Here is a 20,860-nt window from a genome sequence, read left to right as displayed (position 1 = left end):
GGCTCAGGTGACGGCAGTCTCGATGGCCCATAGTCGATCACCAGACTGTTCAGTCGCCCAGCGCAGCAGCGACAGATGGTCTTTGCTTTTCGTACCAATGGTTTTCGTCGACAGTTGTCGTCCCGTCTGATCGACCCCGACGGCGGTGTGGGGGCGCTTGTGCGCATCGATCCCGATGACCATCCTGGTTGTATGTCTCCTGCCCAGGTTGCGGGTGGGTGGCTCTACCGGTCGATCGGCATATCCCAGTAGGGTCGACGCCACGCTCTCCTATCAAGGGTCAAGTCCATGGGGGTGGTGTACGAGTTCGTCGCGTGATTCCTCGTCGGGGGGATGAGGTCAGCGCCGCGGGTGTCACCTCCTTGGCAAACTTCGTTTTGTTCATGACCCCATTGGTCAAGTCAGCTCCGTTGAGGTGTGCCTGCGGAAGGTCGGTCGCGTGGATCGCGCAGTGACCAGCTTGGTGTCAGATAGGAACACCATTGCAAGGTCCGCGTTGTCCAGAGTGGCGTTCGTCAGGTCCGCCTCCATGAGGTGGCTGCCGCGAAGGTCAGCGTCCGATAAGTCAGCTCCCATGAGCGCTTGGCGCCGGTGAGATCGAGTGCGCACTTGCGCCACTTCCGTCGGTCCTTGAAAGCTCAAGATCGACTACCGAATTGCGTAATGGTCGTGGTAGAGGGGATGGCAGATCCAGGGCGCTCCGCGCGATACCGGTCGCCTGCGCTCCGATCGTCGAACGGGTGGGATTGAGGGTTTCCGGCCTGGTCTTGAAGCCGTTAACGTCGACTTGTGAGCTGCCTGGCTAACCACGACGGTCTCCAGCCGTTGTCGCGGCGACACCTTCATGTCGGCGGGCGGTAGGGGCCAGCGACCTCGCCGCCGCGGGGTGGCGTCCCAGTCGCAGGGCAACGCGGTACAGGGTGACCGAGCGCGGCCAGTTCGTCACGACGCGACCGGATCTACTGGTGAAATAGCTATGCGTGGTGAGGAACGTTGAGTTCCGAAAGCAGCGGTCGAGCCAGGCGTGGTAGCGCTCGTAGACTGGGCGGGGCACTTCGGTGGCCATGACATGGCGCCGTCGCATAGATTTGAGGACGCTCACGATGAGTGATGCTTGCGCCTCCTGCATCAGTAAGAGCGCTCCCGTTGCATTGGTATTTGGCCCGTAGATCATGAAAAAGTTCGGGAAGTCGGGGACGCAGACGCCGAGGAAAGCGCGTGGCTCGCCCTCCCATTCGTCCTGCAGGGTGCGCCCGCTACGGCCCCGGACGTCGACTGATCGTACGAAGTCCGACGCGTGGAAGCCGGTGGCCAACACGATCGCATCGACGGGGTGTTCAATCCCGTCAATGTCGATGGGGCCGCGACCTGATACTTTCTCGACGGCCCGGGGGACCAGCCGCACGTTGTCGCGACGGAGAGCCTGATAGAATTCACTGCTCTGGACGGGCCGCTTGCCGAGAAATGGATAGTTCGGCGTCATTAGTTTGGCCAGGTCGGGACGGTCGGCGAAGACCTCAGCGATGTAGCGTTCGGCCTGTACCTGGGCGCCGCGGTTGGCGCGGCTCCCTTGTCGGCTGACTTTGCCGCCGTCGAAGAGCTTGGCGGCACGTCGTAGTGCCTTGTACCTGTCCCGAGCGTGGCGGAAGCGCTCAAGTCGGTCCTCGCTAGGGCCGGAACGCTTGTTGCTTACGACTGTCTTGGGCAGCACCCAACCGGGCTGGCGCTGAAACACCACCACCTCGGTCGCGATCTTGGCGAGTTCCGGGACGATTTGAGCGCTAGTCGACCCCGTTCCCACGACGGCGACTCGCTTCCCGGTGAGTTCTACGTCGCTGCGCCACCGGGCCGAGTGCATCACCTCGCCGGGGAATTCCACCAGGCCGGGCCAGTCAGGCCAATTCGGTTCGCTCAGTAGACCGACTGCGCTGATGAGAACCTCCGCCTCGTCGGAGCTGCCGTCGGCGAAATGGACTGTGTAGCTCGCCGTCTCCTCACTCCAGGTGGCAGCCAAGACGGTCGTGTTCAGTCGTATGTGGGGCCGTAGCTGATATTTCTCGATGACGAGGCTCATGTAGTCCAGCAGCTCGTGTCCTGGCGCGTGGCTCTGGCTCCAGTTGTAGGGCAGGAATGAGAATCGGTAGATCTCGGACTCTGTGTCCGTGCCAACTCCGGGGTAGCGGTTTACGTACCACGTCCCGCCCGGTGCTGATTCCCGCTCGTAGAGGGTGAAGTTCTCAAAGCCGGCTTGACGCAGGCGAACGGCAACGCCGAGCCCGCCGAAGCCTGCCCCGATGATCGCAATCCGGGGACTCGTGGTGCTGTCAGTCATGTCGTCACGTTCCTTCCCGTGCTTCCAGGTGAGAACGAAGGTTGCCGCGTTGACCGGCTCGGCACTGTGACCTTGGTTCGCCGAGATTGCGCAGATATTTTTCGGATACCGCATCGAGTTGATGGTTAGAGGTGCCTCAGTAGTGAATTGAGCCGCGGTTACCGCCTGCGACCGTCACCGGGTCTCCAGTAACAGCGACAGCTCGACTGGAGCACAGGAACACGACCACATCAGCCACCTCACTCGCCGTAATGATGCGGCCTAGGCTCGTCAACGCGCCGAGTCCTGCGCGCACCTCCTCTTCGGTGCGGCCGGTTGCCGCCGACTGTGCGGCGAGCAGTGCGGGCGTTCGCTCGGTCTCGACAAGCCCCGGATGAACTACCGCCACCCCCACACCATAAGGTCCGAGCTCGTCTGCGAGGTTGGCGGTCAACGCGGCCACTGCAACGTTGCGAATGGTTCCCGAGATAGACCCGGTGCGCCGGGCGTTGAGGCCCGAGATGTTAACGATTCTGCCCCAGCCCTGTGCCGTCATCTGAGGCGCGACAGCTCTCGCGCACCGAAGGTATCCCATCACCTTCGTGTCGAAGTCAGACACCACCTCGGAGTCCATCAGCTCGGTGAGTGGATGCGTGCCCGAGCTGAAGGAGGGCTGAGCAGCCGCGTTCACCAAGACATCGACACCGCCCCAGGCCTCGACGACGTCTTCCACCATGGCCCGCACCGACCGGTCGTCAGTTGTGTCCGCCGGTATCGCGAGCATGTCGGACTCGGGGAACTCTGCCCTGATGCCGTCGGCTGCCGCGTCGAGCTTCTCCTGACTGCGGGCGACCAGCGCAACCCTGGCGCCTTCGGCGACCAGTCCGTGGGCGATAGCCAGCCCGAGTCCGCTCGAGCCGCCGGTTACGATCGCGCGGGCGCCCTGCAGGCTGAGGTCCATGGTAAACCTTTCGATTTGGGTGGGTTCTCAAGTCATTCGAGATAGATGTATGCGGGTTAATCCACGGCCTGGCGCAAATCCGTTGCGGCGAAACGCCGAACCCGGGATGGGTTGGGATAACAACCGAAAAGCTCTTTGCCAGGGCTGCTTCGAACACGCTGTCTCTGACGCGCGCTCCGCCACGGGAGAGCCCAACGCGTGTTCTGAGTTTCTCTCGGACAGGAGCGTGCCCGCCGATGGACCGCAAAGAATGTGACTTGAATCCACCAATTGTCAGCGGCGGCCTCGCCACCGTCGAGGTGTGATCTCCGGGCAGATTCTTCAGCTGCTCATGGCCGTGGCTCCGATCGCGGAGTGGATTCGGTGGTGGTTGTAGAAGTGGCCAGCCGGGTAGTGTGGTTCGCCGTTTGTTCTCTGAGCCGCAAAAAGCGGGCGTAGGCACAGCCATCGGCCAGGGAGGCGATGGCTTAGATCTCCGCCTGCGAGCCTAGAGTGATCGTCGATGACGGTGTCCACTTTTCGGGGGGGAACCTCACAGTGCCGAGGTTGGCGTGGCACTTATCGGTGTATCTGGTCCGGGCATGGGCTGTGAGCTGGCTTGTCCTTTGCCCCTGTACTGCCGGCCTAGCGCCACCCGGCGGCCTCAGGAATGTTGCAGCGGTGACGCGGTCTATGTGGCTGAGCCCGGTTGGTCCGGGCCCGCACGAGCATCCACGTGGAAGGTCGAGGGGCCATCTGGAGTCGGCCGGCGATCTGGACGGACCTGAGTCGGTGACGCCACCTCGGTCCGATGATCCGGCGCACTACGGGGTCCGGGTGTTTTATTTGTGCACCGTGCGGGGCCTGCTGGAACGGTCCTGCATGCCAGCCGCACCTTACGGGCGGTCACTGTGGAGACCATGAACATCTCACGGCGGCTTACGGCTTCCAGCCTCCTCGACGATTAGCCTCGTCAGGCGCAGCCGAGCGCGAAGGCCAGAGTTGGAATGAGAAGCGTGGACACGAAGGCCTTCTGTTGTGTAAGAAGCGGTTCCTAGACAGCTCACTTCAGCCTATCCAGCACGCAGGGTCGTGTCGCACAACAAATCTCCTGAACTTTGGTATCTAGAGCCCTCGTGTGACCGTGGTCACAGACTGGGGTCCCCAACTGCGAGAGGCTCCGTGTGTCTTAGGCCTGCGACGAGCGCAATTGCTCCACCTCGACGACCCGCTGAATGCAGGCGTCGCGTTTCTCCCATCCCCAGACATGGATTGTCACCATGCTTGGTCAGGGAGCCCTCTCACGCCGGATTCGACCATCCGGCGTGCCGCGGCCTGTCCGACCAGGAAAGCTCCGGTCATGTTCACAGGGAGCGGGCATCGGTCTCCCGTTGGTGGCGTCGGGTCTGCGCGAACCACATTGCGCTAGAAGTTAGCCTTAGAAATAAGTACGATGTGAGGGTCGTCATAGCACTGTGTGGCGAGGCTCGCACGGGAGGAGACCCGTCCATGAATGCTTGTCAGCCCGCCCCCTCAGCGGCTGCCATCGAAGCGCTGTCGAAAAGCTTCCTTGGAGGACAGCCCGCGGAGGTCTGCGATGCGATTCTGCGTGACAGCCGTGTTGCGACGTATCCCGCTGGCGCTCTTATATATGGTCGCGATACCAATGATGGGGGGCTCTGCCTCATCCACCGCGGACAGGTCCGCGCAAAGGTGACATCTGCGGATGGCCGGGCGGTCACCACCCGGTATATGACGGCAGGCCAGATCACTGCGTTGCCAGCCACGCTCACGCGGGGCGCGCCGGCCTCACTTGAGGCCGTCACATTTTGCGAGGTCTCGCTGCTTGATCCGCGACTGTTCCGCCAGCTCATGAAGACCCGGGCAGAGTTCTGCTACGCCGTGGCGGTGCACCTCGCGGAGTCAACGTACGATTCGCTGCAGCATCTTGAGGACAATCTCTTCGGATCAGTACAGCAAAGGGTCAGCAAACACCTACTTGAGATGTCTAGGCCCACAGTCGAGGGGCTTATCGTGCAGATTGACCAAACTGAGCTCGCCGACGCGATCGGGTCGGTTCGAGAGGTGGTCGCCCGGGCTCTGAAGAAGCTCAGCGAATCCGGAGCGATCCGCCGCTCACACCGCCGGATCTGGATCGAGGACCCCGTCCTACTCAGGTCGTTGGCTTCCACAAGGGAGGGCGCGTCACCTACATCGCACCTGAGCTCGGCGGGACGCCGTCCCGCATGACCGATGTCCGCCGACCTGCAACCCCGATCCATAGGCGAGATCGGTGACTGTGATGCACTACGAATGCGTCAGGGCTAACGTTTGCCGCCCCTCATGAGACGATAGCGAGTTGGTTGGTTGGCAGGTGGTGCGCGCAATGCTGGCAGTCGGTTGTGTCGCAAGCGGCTGATGTTCTGGAGACGCTTGAGCAGTCGGTACCAGAGCCTGGCGCGGAGAGGTTTGGGTGGAGTCTGCCGTGGCGGGCGTGAACCCCACCGACTGCTGGGTCCGGATCGGTCTGCGTCCCGTTACGAGGTTCTCGGGTTGGGCGGTGAGGGTTTCGAAGATGCAGTCGGCCCTGGCGTGACCGAGTCCCGATTCGGGCGGCGCGTCTGGCTTTTGATGGTGAGATACGTGTGTCTTGCAGGCTCACTGCAGGAGCTCGCGTTCCCGTTATCCGACGGCATCTGCCCACGTGGAACCTACGGCGAATTGCCGACCAAGGGACACCACACAACGACGGGTTATCGCATCGATCCCGATCCGACCAGGATGACGCTAGAGCCAGACGGATGGATGCACATCCAGGACCTGTGCGTTGTGGACGACCGCGACTACATGAAGTAGTCGGCCGCATCAGGACGTGATCAACCGTGGCGGCGAGGATATTTGCCTCCGAGAAATCGAAGACGTGCTGTTCAAATACCTTGCTATTGAGTATGTTTCAGTTGTGTGCATTCCAGGGGACTGCTACGGCGGGATCGCAGCAGCTGCGTTCGCCGAACTCGTCGACGGCGCCGCTATATCCGCACGAAGAGAGCGTTGCCAGAAGAAAGTTGTTGTAGCCGAGGACCACCTCGAACTCGTCGAGGTTGACGTCATGAAATCCTTTTCGGTAGTGCATAGTTCAGCGCATAAACGCCTACGATGTGGGCTCACTATTGGTTCGCCCAGGTGCTTGACGAGCGTTCTCAATTACCGAAATGGCGATCGACGCAAACTGGCTCCGGAACGCCTACTCCGAGGCCTCGGGACACCCAGGCGCTGCAGCGCTCGAAGCAATGATCAACTACGCCGCCACCAAAGGCTGGACCACAGGCGACGTGCTTTCCGTATTCGCTCACCTGGTTGCGCTCAACGACTGACCCAACCACCGGCCTGATATGTCAAAAAGCAACGTAGGGCAGAAAGGCTATGCGCACATGGGTACCACGGCAACAACGACCTCCGGGAGGAAGGTCTGCCGGAACCGGCCCCGCGCCGGCGAGGTCGCGGTGCAGATCTCATACTACGGAATCTGCGGAACAGACCAGCACGAGACCCTCCAGTGCCCATGTTCATGAATCCTAGCGTTCGTACGGGCCACATCGGCCCAGTGGCCATCGGGCACGAGGGCGGCACTGGCGACTGCGCCGGGCGCGCACCGTGTCGTCCGACGACGGGCAACACCGTAAGCATGCCCGGCCGGGCACAGGATGGGTCTCAACCACTCCTGAAGATTCTTCAGCTGTATACCGTGTCAATCCAGAAGTGGTACGACGCGGCGTCAGCCCCCTCACATCGCTGACGCCGTCGATGGGGCCATCCGAATCGGTCGAACGCAGGCCTTCCCGTACACCACTTCCGGATTGAGAACGCGTGCCGCCCATCGAGCGGTTGAGGCCAGGCATCGTTGGCAAGGTTGTCGTCGACGTCCGAGCCTCTGGCCGTCGCCTCTGATGGCGCAACGAGGGGCTGGCGACTGCGCATCCACAGCAACAACAAGCACCGCCGGACGGCCTCGAATAAGCGGATCTAGGTCACAGAGTCCGCGGGCCACAAAAGCCATAATTTTACTGCCGATCGCTCGACAGCGTCCCCGGCGACCACATGATGAAGATCCCCGCGGGCAGCAACTCCGCGATGCGAGGAAGGGCAGTGCTGTAGATGTGGGTCTTTGACGGAATCGCCGATCTGAAGAGCGCTGTCGGCACCCATCTGGGTTTCTCGGACTGGCCCATGGTCACGCAGAAGCAGATCGACGGGTTTTTGAGGTCACGGGCGACAAGCGGTGGATTCATCTCGACACGGCACCAGCGGACCGTTCGGCGTTACCATCGCACATGGGGTATTTCACGCTTTCATTGTTGCCGACGATGCTGGAGCAAGTCTTCACCGTCGACGGCGTGGGAGATCAACTACGGAGCGGACAAGCTGCGCTTCCCCGCAGGGCATCGGCTCCGCGCACGTGTCGAGCTGTCGGCGGCCTCCCCCTCAGTGGTTGGACATCAAGTCCGGACGAGAGCCGCCTGAGCCTCGCTGCGGCGGCAAGCCAGCGTGCGTGATCGAACTTTTGTAGGTCGTAGGACCGTGCAAACGTATACGTCAGCGCCCTAGGAGCACCGACGGGCGGAGGCGCACACAGCCGCAACGACGCTAACACCGAAGAGTTCATGACAAGACCGATCGAAAGGAACTGAACGCATGCGGGTATTGGCAATTGGCGGGGCGGGAGTTAACGGAGCATGGGTGGTTCGCAGTCTGCTCAAGCATGGCCATGAGGTTGGAATTCTCGAGAATCGCAAGGACACGTCGCTGATCGAGGACGTTGCCGATCGGGTCGAGATGATCCAAGGCGACATCTGCGATGCCGACTGTCTGACCGACGCAATGGTGCGATTCCAGCCAGAGTGCGTCATCCATCTAGCCGCCGTGCTCGACGCCGATGGAGATCCGACCACTGCAATCGCGGTGAACATCGGCGGTACCGCGAATGTTTGTGCAGCAGCGGCGGCGGCCGGTGCAAAACGTGTGGTCTTCACCAGTACGAAGGGTGTGTACGGTCCCAGTGTCGGCGAACGTGGATTTCCGCAGTACGAGCAGGTCAAGGAAGACGACGAACGTCGTCCCCAAGAGATGTATGGCATTACCAAGGCCGCGACTGAGGACGTGTTGTGGTGGTACGGACGTAACACCGAATTGGAGTGTGTCAGTATACGTTTCGGCATGATCTTCGGGCCCGGGAAGCGGCGGCGTCATGCCGAAATGACCGGATTCGGGCAGATGATCTCGATCTACGACGCGATGATCGAGATGCCGGCGTCAGGGCAACCTTTTGCGATCGCTCAAGGTGCTGACGAGCGCAATGACTTCACTTACGTCCTCGACGTCGCCGACGCCATCGTCTGCGTCGCTTTGGCTCCCGGACGCCTCCAACACGTTGCCTACAACGTGACGAGTGGAACCTCGATATCGACGAGCGAATTCGCTGAAGCGGTTCGAAGGGTTATCCCCGGCGCCGACCTGAAGGTGGGACCAGGCCTGAACCCCATGGAGATGCAGCTTCCCCACTACACGAACCTGGACGGCACGCGAATGTACGAGGAGTTCGGGTGGAAGGCCCAGTTCGATTTGGACAGCGCCATCCGGCACGACTACGAGTACCTGAAGTCGCACTCGGTCTGACGTCGTCCAGACCACCGGTGTCAGATCGAGAAACGAATCGGGCACCCGCCTGATTTACGAAGGAGCAGTTCATGGGTCGGCTTGAGGGCAGGGTTGCCATCGTCACGGGCGCAAGCGCGAACATCGGTGGAGCGTTGGCAAGAGGACTGGCGGCAGAGGGGGCCAGGGTCGTTTGTACGGATATCGTCGAGGAAGTCGCCATCGCATCTGCAGCGAAAGTAACGGAGAGTGGTGGGGAAGCGATCGCGGTAGCTGGCGATGTCACCGATGAAGCACACCCGTCCGAGGTTGTATCCAAGGCGCTCAAGCAGTGGGGCCGCGTCGACATACTCGTGAACAACGCCGTCATGTTCAAACAGAACGGCTTGTTCACGATGGCTCTGTCGGACTATCGCCGCCAACTTGATGTCATTTTGACCGGGGCGTTTTTGTTCACCCGGGCGGCCGCCGAATCAATGATCACCGCAGGCACCGGGGGAAGCGTTATTAACATTCTTTCCACGGCGGCGTGGCAAGGCGTGCCCGGCAACATTGGCTACGCGACGGCAAAGAGCGGTCTGATCAACTTCACACGCTCGACTGCGATGGAGCTTGCTGGGCATAACATCCGCGTCAACGGGCTCACCCCGACGGCCACGCATTCGGACGACCCGGCAGTTGTCGCACGGGTGGAGGCAATCCACGGCGAATCCACGCAGTGGCCCGTAGATGCCTTAGGGCAGATCCCGATGGGTCGGCTACCCAGAGCTGAGGACTACGTTGGTGCTGCAGTGTTCCTTGCCTCGGACGACTCCGCGATGATCACAGGCAGCAACATCACCGTCGACGGGGGCGGCACTGCCAAGTACTGGCAGTGGGTCCCTCACACGAACGGAATTTGAGCGGCCTGCCCGCCTCGTCGAAGAAGAGCGTGTCTCATGTGGGGAGCTTCTTGAAGCAGGTGAGTGCGGCGGCGAGGTGAAGGAAGCAGGCGAAGTGTTCGCCGTGGGGCTCGTAGCGGATGGTCATGCGCCGGTAGCCGGTGAGCCAGGCGGATGGGTCGGCCGCGCGGCGAGGTGTCTGGTGAGGCAGATCCTTTTCCTAGAAAATAGCCCTGGAGTTCGTTGGGGCCCGGGGTCTCGGTTCGCCTGCTGGACCTGTGGGTTTTCCGTGTTCTGGTCGTTCTTGGCCGTTCTGACTCAACTTCAGATATTCTGAGCAGATCTCGCTCTTGATGATGCTCCAGCAGTGAAGTTGAAGGCCAGGAGGCGTGGTGGGGTTGTCGGTCGTGAGGGATCTCCGCGAGGTGCGTGCGGCGGTGGGCCCAGAGGATATCGAGCGGTTCGAGACCGACGTGTTCGCAGGGTTTGTGCTCGCCCGTTGTGCGGCTGGCTTGTCGGACAACACGATTCGCTCGGATGTCAGCCACTTGGAGCAGGTTCGGACCTGGTTCGGGAAGCCGTTATGGGACATGCTGCCCGCGGACGCGGACTCGTATTTCGGCACGGTGCTGCGCCCGGTGCCGATCCCCACGAGACTTGCTCGAGCGCAGGCGCTCAAGACCTACTTCGAGTTTCTGGAGCTGCGGCACAAGATCGAGATTCACAACCTGACGGGCCGGGTCGTAGAGTGCCCGATCGACGAGATCAACCGGCCCAGGGGTCGGCGGAAGGCCAAGCTGCGCATCCCGCCGGCCGCCGAGCAGATCGCACAGTTGTTCGTCGGGTGGCGCGAGGAGCTGGCGACTTGCCGCAAGTTTGGGCCTGTTGCCCGCAACTACGCCGCAGCCCGGTTGATGTCCGAGGTGGGGTTGCGGGTCAACGAAGCCCGTCACCTGGACCTGACCGACATCAAGTGGGATCTGGGCCGGTTCGGCAAACTCCATGTCCGGCATGGCAAAGGTGCTCGTGGTTCCGGGCCCCGCGAGCGCATGGTGCCGCTGATCAACGGCGCGGGCCGGACCCTGCGATGGTTCGTCGAGGACGTGTGGTGCCAGCTCGGCGACGATCCTGCGCGCCTCGGCGCGCCACTGTTCTGTTCGGAGCGCCGTAATGCCGATGGCACTGCCGCTCGGGTGGGTAGCGAGGCGTTGCGGGCCGGCCTGGCCGAGGCCGCGACCCGGCACCTGCCGGAATGGTCGGACAGTCTGACTCCGCATGTCCTGCGCCATTTCTGCGCGAGCCAGCTGTATCTAGACGGGATGGACTTGATCGCTATCCAGGAAACGCTAGGCCACGCCTGGATTGCCACAACCATGAATTACGTCCATGTCCATCGCACGCATGTCGAGGACGCATGGCTTGCCGGGCAGGACCGCGCCGCCCAGCGTCTGAAGGGACTGAAGATATGAGGTGGAACTTGAGGTTGGCCGCCGCCAACCGTGGCATCTGGAAAGCCAGCGAATTGCAGCGCCAACTCGCCCAGCACGGCCTGGTGATCAGCGCCGGGAAGATGTCCGGGCTGTGGTCCGGCAGCCCGGCCAGCGTCAAGCTCGACGACCTGGACATCATCTGCGCCGTGCTGGGCTGCGGGGTCGAGGAGGTGCTGATTCCCGAGCCCGACAAGGTCAATCGGCCGGTCGCGGACGCCGAGCCGAAGGTCTCGACCGGGACCAGCGGACCGGTGGTGACGCCCAAACGCCGTGACGGCCGGTCACTTCCACCCGAGTGAGCAAGCGGGGACCGGACGTGACGATGGAGCAGGCGCGGGCTCCCCGGCGGGCACCGGACAAGCCGGCGGAGAGCTGCCCCGAATGCCTGGCCTGGGGCGTGTTGTATGGCGGCTATTGTCGCGCCTGCTACGACTTCCGGCGGCGCCATCCCAGCGCTGCCTGTGCTGGGTGCGCTCGGGTCGTGCCGCTGAAGAACAGCCATTGCCGACTCTGCTGGCTGCAGGCCGCCGCGCTGTCCGCGGATCCTCCGGTCGTCACCGAGGACGATCTCGGTCGGGTCACCTGCCACCAGTTGTGGTTCGCGGGGATGACCAAGATGCGCGGCCCGCGCTCCGGTGTGCGGCTGCGCGCCCGCCTCCGCGCCTCCGCCGTCGCCCTTCCGTCACCAGAGCCGAAGCCGGTCGACAGCGGGCAATTACAGCTGCACCTGCCAGGGGCCGGCCGGGCTTTCGACTGGGTCCGGCACGCCGAACCCACCAGCCCCGCGCTGATCCGCGCGCGCCGGATCGCCCAAGCGCTGGGCGAGCGCCGAGGCTGGAACACCAAGCTGGCCGCCGAACTGGACCGGGCGCTGGTCATCCTGCTGTCCGGACACGGCGACGGCGAGCAGTTCCACTACTCGGACCTGATCGGCGTGCTGCACCGCTATGGGGTCAGCATCAACCGGGTCGCCGAAGTGCTGGCCGAGATGGGATTGCTGGTCGATGACCGCGTCCCGGCCTTCGACACCTGGCTGGAGGACAAACTCGCCGACCTCGCCCCGGGCATCGCCGCCGACGTCCGCGACTGGGCGCAGGTATTGCGGCACGGCGGACCCCGCAGCCAACCCCGCAACATCAACACCGTCCGCCGCTACGTGCGCGCCGCCCACCCCGTTCTGGTCGAATGGTCCACACGACACGACCACCTGCGCGAGGCCACCATCGGCGACGTCAACGCGGTCGCCGGCGCCTTGCGCGGCCACCCGCGCCGCCGAACCCTCGGCGCGTTGCGCTCGCTGACGCGGCACTGCAAGAAGAACGGCACCATCTTCACCGACCCAGCAGCGCGAGTCCGTATCGGACACCGCGACGAACCGATCATTCTTCCCTTGGGCTCCAACCAAATCGACGACGCAACCCAGGCCGCAACCACACCGGCAGCCCGGATCGCGCTCGCCCTGGCCGCGGTTCACGCCGCCCGCCCGGAAGCCATCCGCACCCTGCGCCTGGACGACGTCGACCTCGGCAACCGGCGGCTGACCATCGGCACTGTGACCCGCCCACTCGACGAGCTCACTCACCGGCTCCTGATCGACTGGCTGGAATACCGGCGGAGACGCTGGCCCAACACCGCCAACCCGCACCTGATCATCAACAAACAGACCGCCTCGACCACCCGAGCCATCAGTGTCAACGCGCTCACCGCGCCATTCCGCCGCCGAGCCGCCACACTGGAAGCCCTACGCGTCGACCGTCAACTCGACGAAGCGCTCACCCACGGCCCCGACCCGCTCCACCTGGCCGTCCTGTTCGGACTCGACGAGACCACAGCGATCCGATACTCCACAGCCGCGCGACAGATCCTCCAAACCCCAGCCGAGGAACACGATCCACCGAGTTGAGCACGAACCCAAGGATCAACTCACCCCAAATCCACTGAGCACCCTCGGGTTCCCGCCGAAGAACCCTCAGTTCGCGTGAACTCCGGGCAAAGGCGCGGCCTCCCGCCGAACCGGACTTGATGGTTTCCCGATCATCCGGCTCTCCGGTGACTATTGCGTGGGCGGTGCGGCGCGTCTGCCGCGCTCACGCAGGACACTCAGCACCGTTTCGGCGCTCTGCATTACGCATACCTCCCGATCTGTCGTGTCCACATCACCTGGCCTCCTTCGCCCTTGTGGTCGGCTTTCCCGACCTCCTCGGCCGGTCGTGACTCCGGCGACTACTACGAGGCCTCCGTCGCCATGGGGCTCGCGCCCGGTAGGCGATCCCGCGTTCGTCTCTAATACTGCAACGGCACTTATGGGATGTGTCCTCGGGTTCGGTAATGGCAGATGCGAGCCTGGTGCTGTCGGCGTCTCCGCCAGTGCGACCACGACCAGACGTGCTCGTCGGGGCGGGCGTGTCGCAGGATCAGATGCACGAGCAGCCGCCGGATCTCGGGTACCGTGTAGCCGATCATGCCCTGACCGTCGATCCCGATTCCCCCTTTACCGCTTCGGTTTTCGTCCCGGCAAGCCAGGCGAGGGCGAGCATCGACAAGGTGGCATGGGCGTACCAGGCCCGGAAGGTACGCACCTGATACTGATCGAGGCCGGCCTCGTTCTCGGCCTGCTGGAAGCACTCCTCGACCCGCCACCGCGATCCGGCGACGGCGGCGAGGTCGGTGAGCGTGGTCCGCCGGGGTCCGGCGCAGATGTAGTACGCGATCTCGGTCGGGTCCGGCAGGGACCGGCGGGCGAGCAGCCAGTGCCCACGCCCGGGGCCCAGGCGATCCGGATCGGGATCCGCACCCAGGAGTATTCCCGCGGTCCGTGCGCGCCGTCGCCGGCGGAGATCCGGCGCCACTGCTTCGGCGGAACGGCGGCGATCATCTGGTCGGCGCGGCCGGTGCGCCCGTCCGGGGTGAAGACGTCGTCGTTGCGGCGGGTGGCCAGCACGTAGGAAATATCGCGTTCCTCGAGCCACACCCGTAGGTACTTCACCTGACCGTACGCTTCGTCGGCGGTGAGCCAGGAGAACGGCACCTTCGCGTCGAGCGCGCGTTGGATCATGTGCTGCGCCAGCACGGGTTTGGTCGCGAACTCGACCTCGTCACCGATGCCGGCGGCGCGGCAGCGGTCTCGGTCGGAGGTCCACGATTCGGGCAGGTACAGCTCCCTGTCGATGAGCGCGTGCCCGGCGCCGGACGCGTAAGCGAGGAACACCCCGATGTGACAATTCTCCACCCGCCCGGCGGTGCCCGAGTACTGGCGCTGCACCCCGGCCGAGCGGGTGCCCTTCTTGAGGAATCCGGTGTCATCGACGATCAACACCCCGGCCGGATCGCCGAGCCGTTCGACCACATAATCACGGACATCGTCACAGACCCCGTCGACGTCCCAGTCCGCCCGCCGCAGCAACCGCTGCATCCCGTCCGGGCTCACCTCGCCGGCCCGCTCGGCGAGAGTCCACCCATTCTTGCGTTCCAGACCCGCAACCAAACCCGCCACATACTCCCGCACCCGGGTGCGTGGCTCCGACCGGACGAACCGGCCGGAGATCCGCTCATGCAACGCTTCCAACTCGGCAGCAACCAGATCGACAACCACCCAACCAGTATCGCTTACCTGGCAAGTAAGTGCCGTTGCAGTATTAGAGGCTTACGCTATCTGTTACCCGTTCGAGGCGCGGTACTACCTGCTCGGCGAAACGTCGGATACTCCCGATGGTCTCCTCATGGGTCATATGACCAGCCTGGCCCATATGCAGCAGATGGCCAAAGCCCCCGACGCGGTTGTAAAAACGCTCGATCTGATCAGCCACGGTTTTCGGACTGCCGGCGAAGAGAATGCCCTTTTCGATCAGTTCGTCGGTCGACATCTCGGCAAGAGGAAGTGGCGACGTTGCGGGCGGGCCCGAGCTCGGTGCGTTGGGCCCGCGTAGCGCCGCAGCGCGCACGAAGTAGGGCATGTAGCCAGGAGGGTAAGTGAACTCCTTGGTCACCTTGTTGTTCCTGAGGTACCAAAGCAGCTTGTTCGCTCCCTCAAGCCCCTCCTCATCCGTCTTTCCGGTGAAGGTCAATGCGGCGTAGCCGAACCGATCGTCACCTGGCACTGCCTTGCCGGTCTCCTCGCATCGGTCGCGATAAGCTTGAAACATCTTCCGCGCTCCCTCGAAGCCGGCAAGGAACGTCGCCAAGCGGAAGTCCTTGTCAGCGACTGCGGTAACGCTGCCAGGTGAACCGGAGGTCACCCAGACTGGGGGAGCGGGTTGTTGATAAGCACGCGGCCAGATATTGACCTGACGGTGGTGGAAGAACTCTCCTTCCCAGTTAAACGGACCGTCGTGCGTCGTCAGGGCCTTCATGATGAGGTCGATCGCTTCCCACATCCGTTCATTCGTGCGAACCGGATTCGTGTTGGTCGCGTTGATCTCGTACTGCGCACCGCGGACAAAGCCGAGATCGAGTCGACCGTGGCTCAGCAGATCGACGAGCGCCATCTCTTCTGCAACGCGGATCGGGTCCGGCCGGTTCGCTACAGGGTTACCCAAGACCAAGATTCGGGAGTTGGTCGTGATTCGAGCGAGGATGGAGGCAAGTAAAGAGACGGACACCGTCATGCACGTCGCAGTGCCGTGGTGCTCGTTGATCATGATGTTGATGCCGCATTCGTCGGCGACCTGCCATTCGCGGATATAGCGGTCCCATAACCCGGCGGCGCGTTCCGGTTTTATCACACCGTTCGGCAGCGTAACTCGCACCGACTCGTAGGTCTCTGAATCGGGCAAATCCGGGTATGCACATTCACTGAAGTGCCAGTACTCCATGTTGAACGCTCTCTCTCGTATAGTTCAGGCGTTGAAAGTCGTGATGAGTTGGGCAACGTCGTCCGGGCGATCGACCTGGGCACGGTGACCTGCCGCCTGGACTTCCTCGAACCGAGCACCGGGAATCTCAGCAGCCAGACGACGTCCGTAGTCGGAAGGCACGATCCCGTCGAGTGCGCCCCACACGACCAACGTGGGCACAGCAATCCATCCGAGCCGGTGTCTGAGGCGCGGGTCGTGCAGGTAAGGCGCCCAGCCGTAACACGCGAGAGCCTCCTCGTTGCGAGTGACCTCAAGCACGTCGTTTTCGCCTGCGTGCTTGGGGTCGCCGAGCGCACGACTCGCATCGGCGTACTGCAGCGTCTCCAGTTTGGCGCGTGAGGTGGCGAAAACATCCACGATGTCGCGGTCTGTTGGGCCTCCGAACTTCACACCGACGCTGTCGACAAGAATTAGCCGCGCGATGTTCGGAGAACGGCGCGCGGCCATCTCGAGCGCGACCCAACCACCGAACTGCAGACCGATCACCGTGACGTTTGTGTAGCCTGACCGTTCGATCCACATCAGATAGATGTCGGCGAGGTCCGCCACAGAGCGGCACCAATCAGGCTGAGGGGAGTGGCCGAATCCGGGGTGGCTTGGAGCCACGACTGTGAAGTGCTTACTCAACGCTGTCACCAGGTCCGAGTTCTCGCTGGCGCGCTCGGCTCCAGTAAGAACCAGCGCGATCGGCAGACCCTCACCCTCGATCTGCGCATCGAGATAGACGCCCTGACCGAAATCCACACCGCTGTCGGCATTCACCAAGTCGAGCATTTGCACGGGTTCCTCCAAACCGATCGGTCACGGCCTCGCGCCTGCCGTGAGCACTCATTCGTCACAGAACAGTCTTGCGCGCCGGTAACGAAGCGCCTGTGACCTAGATCCACCGTCTCGTGGATCGGCAGTCCGTTTCTGTCCACGGCCAGAGCAGCGGCGGAGCCGCTCGTGGAGAGCTACAGCGATGTTTGTTCGCGACGATCTGGATTCGCTCCCATTCCATCGGAGCAACCGCGAAGAGCACGATTTTGTGATCACCGGCGGAACGGTCGTCTATCGGCAGTCGAGCGTGGCGACCAGGTGATGAAGACCGCACCGTCGCTGTATGCGTGCCATGTGACGTCCGCGAATCAATCCGCTCTGCGAGATGCGAGAGCTGTAAATATCTCCGACCGGTCGCTGCCCAGAACACTGATGCCGGGAGCGGTTGAGCCTCGTCCAAGTCGAGGAGTCGCTGGCGATCGAGATAGATGAGGGCTCGAGTGACACCGAGGTGAACGAGCTAGCGGCCTAGCCGATGGGTCCCGTGGGGCTAGTCGTCTAGGGCCGTCTAGGGCTGCAACACCGCTGGGGGAACGCACGGCGCAGCTCCTTGCCACGCTCTACCCGTCGATGGAGAAAAATTGCTGCGTACGTGGCTGATTTCTGGAGCCCGCGGACAACTCCTGCGCCCGACCCGATTACTGAGACCCGCCCGGCGCGTGATGCTCATTTTCCCAACCCTGCTCACCTACATTCACGGCAATTCGCCTCTTTCGGTGCGTCTTTGACGTCTGTCAGCGTATTTTCGCCGCACCTCCGATGTCTGTGGCCGACGTCTGGCATCGCGGTCGTCGAGGGGACGGGCGTGACGGCGGACGTGAGTCACAGACATCCGCGTTGCGGGTCGGCGAGCCTAGCCGTTGGGCAGGCGCATCGATAGCGGTCGTCTGCAGGAAATTACCGTCATTCTAAGGGAGACATCATGGGGGCGAACCGATTCGTGCAGACGTCAGACGCCGTTAGCTTGCACGTGCGCGATGAGGGAGACGGCGTTCCTGTGCTGTTCTTGCACGAATACGCCGGCGATGAGCGGAGTTGGTCACGCCAGGTTGCCGAACTGAAGAGCCAGTTTCGATGCGTGACGTTCGCTGCGCGGGGCTACCTGCCATCTGACGTCCCGACTAGCCCTGCTGCGTACTCGTGGCAGCGCGCCGTCGACGACGTTCTCACCGTTCTGGATGCACTCGACATCACGACCGCACATGTGGTCGGGCTCTCGATGGGTGCCTATACTGCCCTTCAACTGGGATTGCGTCGTCCCGATCGGGTGCGATCGGTCATGGCTGTCAGCGCGGGTACCGGCTCAGATCGCGGGATACGGCAGGCGTACGTGGCTGAGGCGAACCACATCGCAGATCTACTGCGGTCCGAAGGATGCGATGTCGTCGGGAGACTGATGGCCGTCGGTTCCAGCCGAGTGCAGCTCAAGCAGCAGAATGAGCCGGCGTGGCATGAGTTCATCGCGCAGTTCTCCGATCACTCAGCCGAAGGTCTCGCACTTACGATTTTGCAGATCCAGGCGAGCAGGCCCTCCCTGCAAGATCCGCAGCTAATCGAGGACTTCCGGGGCTTCTCAGTCCCCCTCCTTGTGATGAACGGCGACGAGGACAATGCATGTCTCTCCACCGGACTGATGCTGAAGGACACAGTGCCTGCGTGCGGAATGCTGGTCCTGCCCAATTCGGGGCACGTCCCGAATCTCGAAAGTCCCTCGCTGTTCAACGACGTCGTCAGGCAGTTCGTCCGATGCGTCGAGTCGAACACTTGGCCGGAACGAGATCCCAGATCGCGAGCGAGAACGAAATATGCACTCGGCGAGGCGGAGCCCGCCGAGCAGACCACTCCGTAAGGGTCCTTACAGCAGCCTCACTCGAACAGCAAGAAGGGCGAAAGTGGAATGGGCGAGCAGATCCCAAGAAAGTACCGGATCGACGACGAGCTGATCGCGGCCGCGCTGGCGCTACCGAAAGTCGATCGGAGTGACATCGATGCAGCTCGCGCCGTGTACGCCAGTGGCATCGCAAGCGCGGCGAGAGATCCCTCAGTTGAGGAAGGTGTGTCCATCGAGCACTGTGACTTCGCCGCCGACGACGATAAGCGAATCAGGGCCCGTCTGTATCGACCCGAGAGGCGACTCACTGCCGGGGTCGTCTATCACGCGCACGGTGGCGGTCTCATTCTCGGTGATCTCGAGATGACCCACGCCAGGAACATTCAGCTGGCACGGGAGCTGGGATGCCTCGTGATGTCGATCGACTACCGGCTGGCCCCCGAGTGGCCCTTCCCCACACCTCTCGAGGATGTGTACAGCGGGCTTGTCTGGCTGCACGACAATGCTGATGAGCTGGAGGTCGAACCGTCGGCGATCGTGCTGCACGGGATCAGTGCGGGTGCCGGCCTGGTTACGGCGACGGCGCTCATCGCCCGTGATCGGGGCGGGCCAGACATCCGGCTCCAGTTCCTCGCTACACCGATGCTGGATGACCGATTGACGTCTGAGAGCAGCCTCCGGTTCGTGGACACCCCTGGGTTCACGAGGAGCGACGCGCAAATCTGCTGGAATGCCTACCTGGGGCAGGCAGTTGGTGACGAGGTGTCGCCGTATGCAGCCCCCGCGCGGGCATCTGATCTGTCGGACCTTCCGCCGGCGTACATCTCTGTCGCGGAGTTCGACCCGTTGCGGGACGAGGCCATTCTCTATGCCCAATCGCTGCTGCAGGCAGGTGTGGCCGTGGAGCTGCACCTGTTCCCGGGCACTTTCCACGGATCCTCCGCGGTCCAGAGTGCGACGGTCAGTCGACGTCAGTGGTCCGACGAGGTCGCCGTACTTCGAAGCGCGATGATGCCAAAGGGCATCCCGACATGACCAAGAGTTCTCGAGAGCGTGGATAACGGTAGACCGCCGAGCAGGACCGCATTACTCAGTGGCGTCCGAGCCCTGGATATCACCCGGCCTTGGCCCGGCCCGCACTGCACACGACTCTCTACCTTCGCGCTGAAGTGAGCAAGATCGAGGCCGCAGACGCACCTCGACCCGGCGGCGACTGGTCGGCCAGACCCCTTCGGTCTGGTCCACCGCCACAAGCTAGAGTCTCGCCGTCGACATCAGGACGAGCGTGGACGAGATTTCGTCACGGCCTGGCCGCGCGGTTTACCGGTCGGGGTGATCCGGCCTTCGAACGTAATCGCGAACGCGCCCGCGCTGGCTTCCGGCCAAACCGTTATCGCCAGGACACCCATCACGACCGACCGGTATCGTGGTTGTCGTAACCGAGATGCTCGGTCATCTCCTGCATCCAGCGCTGGTTCGAGCACGTCGTTGTCAACGGGTCGAGCAGCCCGATTTGGCCGATCAAATCCACGCCCTGCTCCTTGGCCTGCATCAGGAGTTGCTCAGCCAGCTGTTTTGATCCGCCTCGTTCGCCACGCCGGTTCAAAGTGTTTCGGACATCTGGAGATCGACCCCCGCCATGCTCACGCTCGGCGTGTTAAACCAAGTTCCACCGTTGTTCCCAGTGACACGATGGATCGTGTTGGCCGGTGCGCTCTACCGTTGTTTCCCCTCCGTGGCTTATGTCAGTTTTGCGGCTGGCCGACACCACAACGATCGGCCGACCTGGCTTGATAGGAGAGCGTGGCGTCGACCCTACTGGGATGTGCCGATCGACCGGTAGAGCCACCCACCCGCAACCTGGGCAGGAGACATACAACCAGGATGGTCATCGGGATCGATGCGCACAAGCGCCCCCACACCGCCGTCGGGGTCGATCAGACGGGACGACAACTGTCGACGAAAACCATTGGTACGAAAAGCAAAGACCATCTGTCGCTGCTGCGCTGGGCGACTGAACAGTCTGGTGATCGACTATGGGCCATCGAGACTGCCGTCACCTGAGCACCTGAGCCGGCGCCTC

Annotated in this window: 18 protein-coding genes and 1 pseudogene; 10 read left to right on the top strand and 9 right to left on the bottom strand. The window is 62.8% G+C overall.

All coding sequences use genetic code 11. The features are described from left to right. Window positions 1-3: 3 nt before the first annotated feature. The 4 genes from AC1D1G_RS25865 to AC1D1G_RS25850 form a co-directional block, all read right to left on the bottom strand. Window positions 4-183: an IS110 family transposase gene (locus AC1D1G_RS25865; protein ID WP_477954193.1), complete on the bottom strand. Its 180-nt coding sequence runs from the start codon at window positions 181-183 to the stop codon at window positions 4-6. A gap of 213 nt (window positions 184-396) precedes the next feature. Then, window positions 397-531: a hypothetical protein gene (locus AC1D1G_RS25860; protein ID WP_477954213.1), complete on the bottom strand. Its 135-nt coding sequence runs from the start codon at window positions 529-531 to the stop codon at window positions 397-399. Window positions 532-802: 271 nt separating this feature from the next. Further along, window positions 803-2,332, bottom strand: coding sequence for a flavin-containing monooxygenase (locus AC1D1G_RS25855; RefSeq protein WP_477954212.1), 1,530 nt, complete (start codon window positions 2,330-2,332; stop codon window positions 803-805). Between the two features lie 136 nt (window positions 2,333-2,468). Next, window positions 2,469-3,272, bottom strand: coding sequence for an SDR family NAD(P)-dependent oxidoreductase (locus AC1D1G_RS25850; protein ID WP_477954211.1), 804 nt, complete (start codon window positions 3,270-3,272; stop codon window positions 2,469-2,471). Between the two features lie 1,488 nt (window positions 3,273-4,760). On the opposite strand from AC1D1G_RS25850, the gene AC1D1G_RS25845 reads away from it, so the two are divergent. Next, complete coding sequence (locus tag AC1D1G_RS25845; protein ID WP_477954210.1) at window positions 4,761-5,501, top strand: Crp/Fnr family transcriptional regulator; 741 nt, start codon at window positions 4,761-4,763, stop codon at window positions 5,499-5,501. Between the two features lie 703 nt (window positions 5,502-6,204). Here AC1D1G_RS25845 and AC1D1G_RS25840 read toward each other — a convergent pair. Next, window positions 6,205-6,384 (bottom strand): hypothetical protein, encoded by a 180-nt coding sequence (locus AC1D1G_RS25840; RefSeq protein ID WP_477954209.1) that lies wholly within the window; start codon window positions 6,382-6,384, stop codon window positions 6,205-6,207. Window positions 6,385-6,463: 79 nt separating this feature from the next. On the opposite strand from AC1D1G_RS25840, the gene AC1D1G_RS25835 reads away from it, so the two are divergent. From AC1D1G_RS25835 to AC1D1G_RS25810, 6 genes are all read left to right on the top strand, one after another. Further along, complete coding sequence (locus AC1D1G_RS25835) at window positions 6,464-6,625, top strand: hypothetical protein (RefSeq protein ID WP_477954207.1); 162 nt, start codon at window positions 6,464-6,466, stop codon at window positions 6,623-6,625. Between the two features lie 1,318 nt (window positions 6,626-7,943). Next, the gene (locus AC1D1G_RS25830) at window positions 7,944-8,924 is read left to right on the top strand and encodes an NAD-dependent epimerase/dehydratase family protein (protein ID WP_477954206.1); all 981 of its coding nucleotides are present in this window, start codon (window positions 7,944-7,946) and stop codon (window positions 8,922-8,924) included. Between the two features lie 71 nt (window positions 8,925-8,995). Further along, complete coding sequence (locus AC1D1G_RS25825; RefSeq protein ID WP_477954204.1) at window positions 8,996-9,805, top strand: SDR family NAD(P)-dependent oxidoreductase; 810 nt, start codon at window positions 8,996-8,998, stop codon at window positions 9,803-9,805. Window positions 9,806-10,176: 371 nt separating this feature from the next. Next, window positions 10,177-11,253, top strand: a complete 1,077-nt coding sequence (locus AC1D1G_RS25820; RefSeq protein ID WP_477954202.1) for a tyrosine-type recombinase/integrase — start codon at window positions 10,177-10,179, stop codon at window positions 11,251-11,253. Beyond that, on the top strand, window positions 11,250-11,573 hold the full coding sequence (locus AC1D1G_RS25815; RefSeq protein WP_477954201.1) for a helix-turn-helix domain-containing protein: 324 nt from the start codon (window positions 11,250-11,252) through the stop codon (window positions 11,571-11,573). Before AC1D1G_RS25820 ends, AC1D1G_RS25815 begins: the two co-directional genes overlap by 4 nt. 17 nt (window positions 11,574-11,590) lie before the next feature. Continuing rightward, complete coding sequence (locus AC1D1G_RS25810) at window positions 11,591-13,177, top strand: hypothetical protein (protein ID WP_477954199.1); 1,587 nt, start codon at window positions 11,591-11,593, stop codon at window positions 13,175-13,177. A 556-nt stretch (window positions 13,178-13,733) separates the two neighbouring features. Here the strand turns inward: AC1D1G_RS25810 and AC1D1G_RS25805 are convergent. The 3 genes and pseudogenes from AC1D1G_RS25805 to AC1D1G_RS25795 form a co-directional block, all read right to left on the bottom strand. Next, window positions 13,734-14,866: pseudogene (locus AC1D1G_RS25805) on the bottom strand (IS701 family transposase). Between the two features lie 43 nt (window positions 14,867-14,909). After that, entirely contained in the window at window positions 14,910-16,085 is a 1,176-nt protein-coding gene (locus AC1D1G_RS25800; RefSeq protein ID WP_477954198.1) for an LLM class flavin-dependent oxidoreductase, read from the bottom strand. A gap of 24 nt (window positions 16,086-16,109) precedes the next feature. Then, window positions 16,110-16,901 carry an alpha/beta fold hydrolase gene (locus AC1D1G_RS25795; RefSeq protein ID WP_477954215.1) on the bottom strand — a complete coding sequence of 264 codons (792 nt, stop codon included), beginning with the start codon at window positions 16,899-16,901 and terminating at the stop codon, window positions 16,110-16,112. Window positions 16,902-17,868: 967 nt separating this feature from the next. On the opposite strand from AC1D1G_RS25795, the gene AC1D1G_RS25790 reads away from it, so the two are divergent. Together AC1D1G_RS25790 and AC1D1G_RS25785 are read left to right on the top strand one after the other, a co-directional pair. Next, window positions 17,869-18,795, top strand: a complete 927-nt coding sequence (locus AC1D1G_RS25790; RefSeq protein WP_477954197.1) for an alpha/beta fold hydrolase — start codon at window positions 17,869-17,871, stop codon at window positions 18,793-18,795. A 48-nt stretch (window positions 18,796-18,843) separates the two neighbouring features. Then, window positions 18,844-19,812, top strand: coding sequence for an alpha/beta hydrolase (locus AC1D1G_RS25785; protein WP_477954195.1), 969 nt, complete (start codon window positions 18,844-18,846; stop codon window positions 19,810-19,812). 373 nt (window positions 19,813-20,185) lie between these two features. On the opposite strand, the gene AC1D1G_RS25780 is transcribed toward AC1D1G_RS25785, so the two are convergent. After that, a complete protein-coding gene (locus AC1D1G_RS25780) occupies window positions 20,186-20,329 on the bottom strand; it encodes a hypothetical protein (protein ID WP_477954194.1) in 144 nt (47 codons plus the stop codon). 332 nt (window positions 20,330-20,661) lie between these two features. Here AC1D1G_RS25780 and AC1D1G_RS25775 point away from each other — a divergent pair, with 332 nt between their 5' ends. Next, the gene (locus AC1D1G_RS25775; RefSeq protein ID WP_477954193.1) at window positions 20,662-20,841 is read left to right on the top strand and encodes an IS110 family transposase; all 180 of its coding nucleotides are present in this window, start codon (window positions 20,662-20,664) and stop codon (window positions 20,839-20,841) included. Window positions 20,842-20,860: the final 19 nt, after the last annotated feature.

It is taken from the genome of Rhodococcus sp. P3_B8 (assembly GCF_056402775.1).
The sequence above is the reverse complement of the archived record's forward strand: the minus strand, read 5'-3'. Positions and strand labels throughout refer to the sequence as shown.

Coding starts and splice junctions, on each gene's coding strand:
- AC1D1G_RS25775 (WP_477954193.1), top strand. CDS start 20,662: ATGGTCATCGGGATCGATGCGCACAAGCGCCCCCACACCGCCGTCGGG.
- AC1D1G_RS25795 (WP_477954215.1), bottom strand. CDS start 16,901: ATGCTCGACTTGGTGAATGCCGACAGCGGTGTGGATTTCGGTCAGGGC.
- AC1D1G_RS25865 (WP_477954193.1), bottom strand. CDS start 183: ATGGTCATCGGGATCGATGCGCACAAGCGCCCCCACACCGCCGTCGGG.
- AC1D1G_RS25850 (WP_477954211.1), bottom strand. CDS start 3,272: ATGGACCTCAGCCTGCAGGGCGCCCGCGCGATCGTAACCGGCGGCTCG.
- AC1D1G_RS25840 (WP_477954209.1), bottom strand. CDS start 6,384: ATGCACTACCGAAAAGGATTTCATGACGTCAACCTCGACGAGTTCGAG.
- AC1D1G_RS25800 (WP_477954198.1), bottom strand. CDS start 16,085: ATGGAGTACTGGCACTTCAGTGAATGTGCATACCCGGATTTGCCCGAT.
- AC1D1G_RS25845 (WP_477954210.1), top strand. CDS start 4,761: ATGAATGCTTGTCAGCCCGCCCCCTCAGCGGCTGCCATCGAAGCGCTG.
- AC1D1G_RS25860 (WP_477954213.1), bottom strand. CDS start 531: ATGGAGGCGGACCTGACGAACGCCACTCTGGACAACGCGGACCTTGCA.
- AC1D1G_RS25780 (WP_477954194.1), bottom strand. CDS start 20,329: ATGCAGGCCAAGGAGCAGGGCGTGGATTTGATCGGCCAAATCGGGCTG.
- AC1D1G_RS25855 (WP_477954212.1), bottom strand. CDS start 2,332: ATGACTGACAGCACCACGAGTCCCCGGATTGCGATCATCGGGGCAGGC.
- AC1D1G_RS25790 (WP_477954197.1), top strand. CDS start 17,869: ATGGGGGCGAACCGATTCGTGCAGACGTCAGACGCCGTTAGCTTGCAC.
- AC1D1G_RS25815 (WP_477954201.1), top strand. CDS start 11,250: ATGAGGTGGAACTTGAGGTTGGCCGCCGCCAACCGTGGCATCTGGAAA.
- AC1D1G_RS25785 (WP_477954195.1), top strand. CDS start 18,844: ATGGGCGAGCAGATCCCAAGAAAGTACCGGATCGACGACGAGCTGATC.
- AC1D1G_RS25825 (WP_477954204.1), top strand. CDS start 8,996: ATGGGTCGGCTTGAGGGCAGGGTTGCCATCGTCACGGGCGCAAGCGCG.
- AC1D1G_RS25835 (WP_477954207.1), top strand. CDS start 6,464: ATGGCGATCGACGCAAACTGGCTCCGGAACGCCTACTCCGAGGCCTCG.
- AC1D1G_RS25830 (WP_477954206.1), top strand. CDS start 7,944: ATGCGGGTATTGGCAATTGGCGGGGCGGGAGTTAACGGAGCATGGGTG.